Annotated in this window: 7 protein-coding genes; 3 read left to right on the forward strand and 4 right to left on the reverse strand. The window is 43.4% G+C overall.

Annotated elements, in window-relative coordinates; genetic code table 11:
- On the reverse strand, nucleotides 1-527 hold a 527-nt coding region (locus PN499_RS27250; protein WP_272036474.1), incomplete at its 3' end, for a pentapeptide repeat-containing protein.
- Between the two features lie 4 nt (nucleotides 528-531).
- Between PN499_RS27250 and PN499_RS27255 the strand changes: the two genes are divergently transcribed.
- Nucleotides 532-687 (forward strand): hypothetical protein, encoded by a 156-nt coding sequence (locus PN499_RS27255; protein ID WP_272036476.1) that lies wholly within the window; start codon nucleotides 532-534, stop codon nucleotides 685-687.
- 144 nt (nucleotides 688-831) lie between these two features.
- Nucleotides 832-3,480, forward strand: coding sequence for an alkaline phosphatase D family protein (locus PN499_RS27260; protein WP_272036478.1), 2,649 nt, complete (start codon nucleotides 832-834; stop codon nucleotides 3,478-3,480).
- Nucleotides 3,481-3,813: 333 nt separating this feature from the next.
- Here the strand turns inward: PN499_RS27260 and chlP are convergent, their stop codons facing one another.
- Nucleotides 3,814-5,034: a geranylgeranyl reductase gene (gene chlP / locus PN499_RS27265; RefSeq protein WP_272036480.1), complete on the reverse strand. Its 1,221-nt coding sequence runs from the start codon at nucleotides 5,032-5,034 to the stop codon at nucleotides 3,814-3,816.
- Between the two features lie 227 nt (nucleotides 5,035-5,261).
- Here chlP and yidD point away from each other — a divergent pair, with 227 nt between their 5' ends.
- A complete protein-coding gene (gene yidD, locus PN499_RS27270) occupies nucleotides 5,262-5,786 on the forward strand; it encodes a membrane protein insertion efficiency factor YidD (protein WP_272036481.1) in 525 nt (174 codons plus the stop codon).
- A gap of 97 nt (nucleotides 5,787-5,883) precedes the next feature.
- On the opposite strand, the gene PN499_RS27275 is transcribed toward yidD, so the two are convergent.
- Nucleotides 5,884-6,453, reverse strand: coding sequence for a Uma2 family endonuclease (locus PN499_RS27275; protein ID WP_272036482.1), 570 nt, complete (start codon nucleotides 6,451-6,453; stop codon nucleotides 5,884-5,886).
- A 77-nt stretch (nucleotides 6,454-6,530) separates the two neighbouring features.
- A complete protein-coding gene (locus tag PN499_RS27280) occupies nucleotides 6,531-7,100 on the reverse strand; it encodes a Uma2 family endonuclease (RefSeq protein WP_272036483.1) in 570 nt (189 codons plus the stop codon).
- Between the last annotated feature and the right edge of the window lie 153 nt (nucleotides 7,101-7,253).

A 7,253-nucleotide genomic window follows, 5' to 3' on the forward strand; every position in this document is an offset into this window, starting at 1 on the left:
AAGACGAAGGTTAAGGCTCCAGCGAAGGCCCCGGCGACGGCGAAGACGACGGCGACGGCCAAGGTTAAGGCTCCAGCGAAGGCGAAAGCGACGGTGACGGCTCCGGCGACGGAGAAGGCGAAGGCTGTGAAGGCGAAGGCGACGGCGTTAAATCCTCGGTAAATAAGAATAAAATTTAAACTAAAAGTTATAAATAAGCTTATCCAACCTATAATGTTAGAAGGTTTATCATAAAATATAAGTGTCATAAAATAAGCTAAAAAGTAAATATACGATCCCAATACTCCAGATAATAAACAACAAAAAATTAACAAGCCAATTACCCGCCGTTTCTGCAATCCAGCTTTAGCTTCTACAAACTTAGCCCCCGTAAGATTAGCCCGACTAAAGTTAGTCCCCCTAATATCAGTTTCAGAAAAATCTGCACCCGATAAGTCTTTACCTTTAAAAGATAGACCTCGGAGATTTTCACCACGAAAGTCTCTCCTGCCCTCTGCGTAACGCTTCAGTAATTCTTGAGCTTTCATCTTATTGAGCAATCTGGTTATTTTTCCCAGAATAACCCACAATCAAGCAGGAGTCAGCGTTGCTGAAAATATCAGCACCCTCAACTGTGCTAAGCACGGAATTTTTGCACGTCCTACTTCCCAAACGGTTGACCTCACCACTGCCAACATTCCTTGTTGAATAGACATCTCCACTTGTAAATCAAATCAGATTCTAATTTTATCCGCTGCTTGGGGTTCGCAGGCGCACCAAACCAAAAAGCAATAAGATTGCTATAGTTCCTGATGGTCTTACTAAACGTTAAAATTTCAACTCTAAAATCCGATGTCACAGACACCCTTAAGCCACCGCTTGAATCAGTTGCCACTCGTTTTGGCAGGGCCAATCTTGCGACGTACAGAAAGCGAGGCAGTTACGGTTTGGCTAGCGCTGAAAGAGGCAAGCGAAGTGACTCTCAGGGTTTACGCGACAGTTGAGGGAAAGGGCGAAATCCTTGATAGTTGCGTTTTGGAAGGTTCGCGGCAAGCGGTAAAGTTGGGTAAATATCTGTACGTTGTGGCTGTAACAGCTAAGCCTGTGAATGGCTACCAACTGGAATCGGGACAAGTTTATGTCTATGACTTGAGTTTTAGTTGTGCGCCCCAAAAAAGTTTAAATTGGGCCTTGGGAATTGAGGCTAAAGATGGGGGTTCAGAAACCGGGTTTTTTGATCGAAATACTTCGTTGGAACAAACAGATTCAGTAAAAAACCCGGTTTCTTTGTTCGGAGTACATAAGTCTTGCCTTAGCTATTTTGACCATCAACTGCCTACATTTGCCTTACCGCCAAAGGACTTAAATCACTTACGAATTGTGCATGGTTCTTGCCGTAAACCTCACGGAGGTGGGTGCGATGCGTTGCCGATATTGGATGATTTGATTCATGAGTATGCAGACGAGGCAAATTCTCGACCTCATCAACTTTTTTTAACTGGCGATCAAATTTACGGCGATGATGTGGCAGATCCGTTGTTGTGGGCGGTGACTGAGGCTGGTGATGCACTTTTGGGTTGGGAAGAAAATTTGCCGCTGAATGAGTCTAGTCAGATTCAGGAACAGTTGTATAAAAAACCTTCGGAGTTAAAACCAGGCGATCGCAGCGATATTGCTAGAGATTTTGCAGGCTTTACGGCGATGCTAGTTAATAAACCGGATAAGGCGAAAAGTCACTTGTTTAGCTTGGGTGAATATTATGCCATGTATTTGTTTGCTTGGTCGCCGATACTTTGGCCTGCGGAGTTTCCCAAGGGTAAAAATATTTACTCAAATGCTAAACAGGCAAAGTTGTGGGATCGGCAAGTTGCGGTAATTGAGGGTTTTAGTCGCGATTTGTGGAGGGTGCGGAGAGCGATCGCGAATATTCCGACTTATACTATCTGTGATGACCACGATGTTAGCGACGATTGGTATCTAAATCGGGAGTGGTGCGATCGCGTACTTAGCAAAGCCTTGGGCCGACGTACTGTACAGAATGGAATCCTAGCTTATGCAATATTTCAAGCCTGGGGAAATACGCCAGATCGGTTTGAGGAAGGACAACCAGGAGAAAAACTATTAGTAGCAGCTAAAACTTGGTCGGAGTCGGCGGGTAATGACGAATCCGCCTGGGAAATTGCGGCTAAATATTTGGGAATTCCGCAACTAGAACCGGAAACTGGTTTACCTAAATTCAAAGTAGATGAAGATGTTTTGATTTTAGATCGAGATTATGCTGACGGAACAGAAATTTTAAATTGGCACTACACGATTAGAAGCTTTAAACATGAAGTAATTGTACTCGATACGCGCACCTGGCGGGGATATCCCAAGAATCATACAACTGAACCGCCCATGCTGTTGTGTCATCTAGGGTTTGAGGAACAAATTCAGCAACCTTTGATCGAAAGCGATCGCCTAAATGAAAGCAACGAAGCTAGTATCGAAGTCACACTGGTAGTGCTACCTACAAATCTAATAAGTTTGTCAATTATTGACATGGTACAGCGGTGGGATCTTCAACAAGGTAAGGTTTTTAATAGCGATGCAGGTGATTCGTGGAACTTTCACGAAGTGGGTTTTACAAAGTTATTAAACCAATTGTTTAAACGGCGCGATCGGATAGTGATTTTGACAGGAGATATTCACTATGCTGCTGCTGTTCGTCTTAACTATTGGTCAAAGCTTGATTTTAGTGAGGCTGAAGAATCTAGCATTTCTAATCTTAAGTTAAAAGAAGATTGCAATGTAACTTCTGATAATATAAATTCCGATAATATAAATTCTCTAGATCGCACTTCAAATAGTAAGTCTTTTGTGCTTGCACAACTTACCGCCAGTGCGTTTAAAAATGCTGAGTGGACGACAAATTTTGTCCACACAAAGGCGAAATCTGTGGCTTTAGAACAACCCGAAGACTGGGCCGGCTGGAACTTCCCACCGGAATTGGTGGAAATTGTTGTAACACCAGAAATAGTGCGGGTGTTAGATATTGAGGTTCCCAAAGAAGGGCCAATATTGCGCCAAGTTCAGGGTACTCGTGGTAGTTGGGAAGTAGCTTGGTCAATTGCTATTAAAGATGAAAATTCTCTACCTGACTGGCGCTATCGAATTGAGTGGATTAAACGAGAAAAAGCTGAAGTTGCCTCTTGGATAAAAAGGCAAAAGTTGTCAAATTTTAAGGCTAAAAAAAATGAATCTATCTGGTTTAAAAATGTAGAGGATGTGGTACCATTAATTTGGCGAAATCGTTGGCTGCAAGAGGGAGAGCAAATTGTCGGACAGAGCAATTTTGGCTTAGTTTCTTTTCAGTGGCCGGAAGGTAATAATCATCAAGAAAAAGCTGTAATTCAAAATGTTTATTGGTATCCAGCTTGGGAACAGAATAGTGTGGTTTACAGTAGATATTTTGTATCTTTGGAGTTGGAAGAATTGCCACCTTTACGCAGAATAATTTAATTGGTAATTGGTAATTGGTAATTGCTAATGGCTAATGGCTAATGGCTAACTATCCATCTCCCCCATCCTCCCCATCTCCCCCTCTTCCCCTCTATTCCTCTTTCCCTAGTCCCTAGTCCCTAGCCCCTAGTCCCTTCTTTAATTGGTAATTGGTAATTGGGGACACAGAAACCGGGTTTTTTACGAAAATACTTCGTTTGAGCCCGCAGATTCGGTAAAAAACCCGGTTTCTTTGGTGGAGTGGGTAAGTCCTGCACAAAATATATTAAAAAAATGTAGGAGTAGTTTGATAACTACTCCTACATCAATCTTCGTGCATTTGCTAACAGATACTTAAGGTGCTAAAGCATTGCCTCTAAGCAAACTACCGATCGTTTTCGCAGTAATTTTCATCTGCACAAACGGATTTGCCGGCACTACTGTTTTATACAAATAGCTATCGAAAGTGAGGCGCTGCACGTCGCGATCGGCGCACATTTCGACAAAAGCTTCGCGGGTGGCATCGGAACGATAGAACACTCTTTGCAAAATGTCAAGCACTTTGTAAGTAATGCCGTATTTCTTATCCCACCGCTTCAGGTAAAGCTTGAGCTCTTCTTCTGTGGGAATGCGAGTACCGTTAGCAGAAATCTCAACTATTGTTTCCGCACACATCCGGCCAGACTTAGCGGCGAAGTAAATGCCTTCTCCAGAAGATTTAGTCACATAACCAGCAGCATCGCCTACGAGGGCAACTCTACCAACTACGCGGCGGGGGCGGGGATGTTCGGGGATCGGATGAGCTTCTACCTTGATAATCTTACCGCCTGCTAATTTTTTAGCGGCGCGGGCTCTGATTCCAGCTTGTAGCTTTTTGATATCGGCTTGATTGACCTTCATCGTACCCGTGCCGACGGCAACGTGGTCGTATTTCGGGAATACCCAAGCGTAGAAATCAGTGGAAACATCGTCACCGACGTACATTTCCGCTAAGTCTTGGTAGTAGTCCATCTTATCTTCTGGGAGGCGGATGCGTTCTTGGAAGGCGATCGCATAATTGTAATCCCCAGCATCAATCGCCTTAGCTACGCGAGAATTAGCACCATCAGCCCCAATTACTAAATCCACCTTCAGATTTTTAATCGTTCCCACTGCATTACCATCGGAGTGGTCAGCATAGTGGATCGTGTAGGCATCAGTACCGTTAGTGGGGATGTCCAGCTTGTGAACAGTACCATTAATCAGCTTAGCCCCCAGAGAGGCGGCTCGATTCCGTAGGAAACTGTCGAGCACTTCCCGACGGCACATACCAATATATTCATCTGGTTTTTCGATGTTGATGTCTACCTCTACATTTGAGGGAGAAATCATCTTCATCTTTCTTACCTGACGGTCAATAATCTCTTGGGGCAAGTCAAACTCGCTCACCATGCACAGCGGAATTGCGCCGCCGCAGGGCTTAGCATTGTCAAGCTTGCGCTCAATCAAATAAGTTTCAATGCCCGCTTTCACCAGCGTCTCGGCGGCACAGGAACCGGCCGGGCCCGATCCAACAACAGCAACCCGTAGTGTCAAAGCTGTTCTCCCAATCTCTTTTGATATGGTTTCTAAGGTGAGTATGGTATCACAGACTTAGGATTTGCTCTATGCGAAGTTGGCTATTTGTATATGAAATGAAACAGAGCTTAACATCTGGTAACAGGTGGGGCAATTTTCAATTAACAGGGAATTAGCAGATACTAGATTGTAGTTGGTAAGTGGCGATCGCCTGTTCCCTGCCCTCTAACTATTTCAAGCAAAGAATGCAAGCGCCTATCTTCGATTCTGCTGTTCGGCAAATAGCTGTAGCGTCGATTACCGGATACCAAAAGTACATCTCGCCCAAAAAAGGCTTTTCCTGCGCTCACCGAGTGCTGTATGGCGGCGAATCTTGTTCGCAGTATATTAAGGGTGCGATCGCTCAAAGAGGATTGTCACAAGGTCTAAAAGCAGCCCGCCACAGATTTGCCGCTTGCAAAAATGCCAACAAAATCCTCAAAGCTAGGTATAACAGCCAATCTAATCATGAAAACCCCAACTCCCAGGACAACGATCGAGCCAAATCAGAGAAGGAAACTTCTCGCCGAAATTCTAAGTATCAAAATGATTGCGGAGATGCTGCATCAGATTGTAGCAGTGCAGATTGTTCTGGTATGGACTGTAGCGGTGTAGATTGTTCTGGTATGGATTGTAGCGGTGTAGATTGTTCTGGTATGGATTGTAGCGGTGCAGATTGTTCTGGTATGGATTGTTGCGATGCAGATTGCGGCAGTTGCGGATCTTCCTAAACAAATCACTTATTTGGTAAAAATCAATTTTTCAATTGGCAAAGTAATCAATCAATCGAATTTATTTCTTCTTCCTTCATCCTTCTTTATTTGATATTCAACGTCCCTGCCATAATCTTTCAGCAGTCAGTTCCAACATCCCAAATAGAGGAGAATCAAGCGACATATCACCTACATAAACCTTTTCTTCATATAAACCCTCAACCCACTCTAATACTGTTACGCGCTGCTGCATCGGGTCAACAATCCAATACTCTAAAATGCCTCGCGAAGCATACTCAGAACGTTTATAGCGATAGTCGCGATTTTCCTGGCGAGGACTTACCACTTCTACTACTAGCAATGGTGGTGGCATATCGATCGTAATAGTGGATCTTTTAGCCCCCTCCAATGCCGTAGCTAGTTCTTCTGAAATCACCATTAGATCGGGTAAGCGAGTCGTTGCCCGTGAACCACTGACCACAATTTCAGCCCCAATTCTTAAGCGATAAGATGGAATACCCTGTTGTAAGAATAGAGACAATAGAAAAATCGCAATTCGCTGGTTCAGATCGCTTTCTGGAGGCATAACAATCAGTTCTCCATTTTCTAGTTCATATCTGGTATCTGTATCATCATCAAAATTGAGATATTCCTCAAGACTCATTTTTTTGGATGCAACAGTCATGGCAACCACGCCTCCTGTTAAGGATAGTTTAAGTATTCCACAAGTTAACTTGATTTAGTTAAAATTATATCATCTATTTAACGTCCTTGCAATAATCTTTCCGCCGTCAGTTCCAACACCCCAAATAGAGGAGAATCAAGCGACATATCACCTAAATAAACCTTTTCTTCATATAAACCCTCAACCCACTCTAATACTGTTAACCGCTGTTGCATCGGGTCAACAATCCAATATTCTAAAATTCCTCGCGAAGCATACTCAGAACGTTTATAGCGATAGTCGCGATTTTCCTGGCGAGGACTTACCACTTCTACTACTAGCAATGGTGGTGGCATATCAATCATAATTGTGGATCTTTTCGTTCCTTCCAATGCCGTAGCTAATTCTTCTGATAGTACCATTAAATCGGGTAAACGAGTTGTTGCGCGTGAACCATTGACCACGATTTCAGTTTTCATTGTCAATCGGTAGGGTGGAATACCTTGTTGTGCAAAGTAAATTAATAAAAACATGGCAATTCGGCGATTGAGTTCACTTTCTGGAGGCATAACAATCAGTTCTCCATTTTCTAGCTCATATCGGGTATCTGTATCATCATCAAAATTCAGATATTCTTCAAGACTCATTTTTTTGGATGCAACAGTCATGGCAACCATGCCTCCTGTAAGGATAATTTAATTTTTGTACAAGCTAACTTGATTTATTTGAGCAATTATATCATATCTGGCAAATTAGTTGCGATCTACAGGACTTACGCACGCTCGCAGTACGGCCGCCATCTTGGCGGTATTGTTACCGCC

Source organism: Kamptonema animale CS-326, assembly GCF_028330895.1.
Taxonomy (GTDB): domain Bacteria; phylum Cyanobacteriota; class Cyanobacteriia; order Cyanobacteriales; family Microcoleaceae; genus Kamptonema; species Kamptonema formosum.